Source organism: Porphyromonas sp. CAG:1061 (assembly GCF_000435035.1).
GTDB lineage: Bacteria > Bacteroidota > Bacteroidia > Bacteroidales > Porphyromonadaceae > Porphyromonas_A > Porphyromonas_A somerae.
Genome location: NZ_HF988941.1, coordinates 2,772 through 5,112, shown reverse-complemented (window position 1 = coordinate 5,112; position 2,341 = coordinate 2,772). Strand labels below are relative to the sequence as shown.

Here is a 2,341-nt window from a genome sequence, read left to right as displayed (position 1 = left end):
CCCACTCGGGATATTCCTACTCCAGCAAAAGAAAGCCAAGATGTTTTACACACACGATGGTAGCTCGGAGATAGCCGGCTATGCTCCTTGGGCGAATAGGTTTACCAACGGTGCTTATATCCATGGGGTGCCCGCCAACGGACGCAATGCCAAGCCCTCTGAGTACAGTTGGTCACTCGGCACAACACCACGCTCCCATATGTGTGTCCGCAATGCCACCAGTCACTCCAAGTTTATCTACGACTGGGCACCTACCGACCGCTCCCTCGTCATCGTAATAGAGTAAACCACCTTACTGGCGAAGGATCTTACAGACCACCATCGTGAAGCGCTCCTTCTTTCTCTCGTACGAGAGGACACAAAGAGCGTCATAAACCCTGCCATCCTCTAGCGTCTCCTGCTGAACAAGCGGAGCCGCAACATAGTACTTATTGACAAACCCATAGCCACCAGTGAGTAGCTTAAACTTTCCTTTTACTCGACAAACCAACTGCGGATAATGGGTGGCATCAAGTGGCTTAATACCCTCCATCTTCACAAAACCACCTACCTTCTTGGGTGGTTGAAAGCACCCGCTATAGACCCCGCCTAGCTCCAATGGTGCGGTGTGCTTAAAGTGACCTCTCACCTGCTCCTCAGAGGTAAAGTGATAGATCTGCTTCTGTGGATTATGCTCCGTCAGTACAAAGACCTGCTTCTTGCCAGTAGTCTTCTTTTGTGGCAATAGAGAGGAGTCTATCAAAGTGGTATACTGCTTATATAATGCATTATTACTGTATCCCTTTTCAGGCTCTTGGTACCATGGCATTTGGCACATCTCAAGTATCTGTACTGGCACTTTCCACCCCATCCTCTGATAAGTATCTAGCACCACACTTACTTCATAACTTGCCTCGAGATACCGCTTGTGCTTAACAAAAATAGTGGCTATCTTTCCACGTATTCCCACTTTAAACTCTTCCTTATTTCCCAATAAAGCAGCCTGAGACAGAGCCGCCAAGGTGTGAGCATCATCACCCGTTTGAGCATAGATATCTGCCAAGAACTCCCATACCCACGGATTGTTTCCCTTGGTCTTAACATAGGGTGTGAAATAAGAGATGATCTCCTCCGCACGATACTCATCTGTCGCCAGCATCATCCTGGCAACATAATAGCGTAAGTATTGAAACTTCCGGCCCTGGTCGTTGGAGAAATCCTGTAGGCGTGGGAGCAACTCCTTCATCTGGTGGATCGAGTGTGAGGAGGAGGAGTTGAGGAGTTGTTTACACATAGCATTGACAAGCAGCTCACCAGCCGAGGCGAATCGACGCCCTTGGTACTCGGTCTGCTCATACTCAGAGATATCCAAAGCATCCCATCCAATCCACTCAGCAAAGTCCACCACCGATACCCACCGATCATCCGAAAAGCTCTTGATAAAGTAGGCTCGATACTCACTAAAGCGCTTCAGTGGTAGTTGGCTAATGTGTTGAAAAAAGCTATCTAGCTGCTGATTGACTAGCCACGCCTCCTTGGCATCATCTTGCTTAAGCTTAGCTACCTGCTTGGCAATAGCGGTCCGCAAGGTATCAAAGAGCAGTGCCGAATAATCATTGTCCTCAAGTTGCAGCTGAACTAACTCTGCTAAGAAGCCAGACAATTCGGGAAGACTACTACTATCTATCGGTAGCTCCTTTACCTTTTGCCACAAGACCCAGGCATAAGCCATTCGCACATAGGGATCCGATTCATTCTGATGTAGGAGTTGCTTACCTAGTTGGTAAGCCTCCTCCACCTGCCCACTCTTACGCAGTCTGGTTATTTCACTCGCATTCACAATTGACGGCTGATTTCATTGAGGAGTTGCTTTAGCTTTTGCTCTCCTCCTTGGTTATATAGATAGGGGATGATCTTTGTGAGAAAGTCCTTGCCATTGCGATAGCAATCCAGATAGGCATCGGCTTGTCCATTCGTGGCTAAAAAATAACGGACATAGTATTGCTGGTCATTCTCTTGGATCGCCTTGATGCCGACACCGCTCAATTCAGAAGCACGAGACACTAGCCCATAAGCAAACTGATAGGCATTGCCCGATGGGATATAAGAGAGCTCCGCCTCCTCAGAACCTACAGGGTCAGAGTAGCTCTCAGGAGAGGCTAGCAAAGGCTCCACGCGGGCTCTTTCACCAGGAGGCAGCTCCCCCTTAGTCACCTTGAAGCCCTTACTAAAGACCCCCGCCTTATTGTAAAAGCCAGAGATCTGAAAGGAGAGACCACTCGCCACGTGACGCACCGTGTACCGCTCTTGGTATTGAAGCGCCTGACGATGGGTGATCTCATAGCCCAAACCAGCCAATGCC

Annotated in this window: 3 protein-coding genes; 1 reads left to right on the top strand and 2 read right to left on the bottom strand. The window is 48.9% G+C overall.

Translation table 11 applies throughout. The features are described from left to right. A partial coding sequence (locus tag QVO39_RS07755; protein ID WP_288171931.1) for a L,D-transpeptidase occupies positions 1-286 on the top strand: 286 nt, incomplete at its 5' end. Positions 287-292: 6 nt separating this feature from the next. Here the strand turns inward: QVO39_RS07755 and QVO39_RS07750 are convergent. After that, a complete protein-coding gene (locus tag QVO39_RS07750) occupies positions 293-1,819 on the bottom strand; it encodes a DUF7017 domain-containing protein (RefSeq protein WP_021903685.1) in 1,527 nt (508 codons plus the stop codon). After that, the coding region (locus QVO39_RS07745) for a hypothetical protein (RefSeq protein WP_288171930.1) at positions 1,816-2,341 on the bottom strand (526 nt) is incomplete at its 5' end. The genes QVO39_RS07745 and QVO39_RS07750, both read right to left, overlap by 4 nt.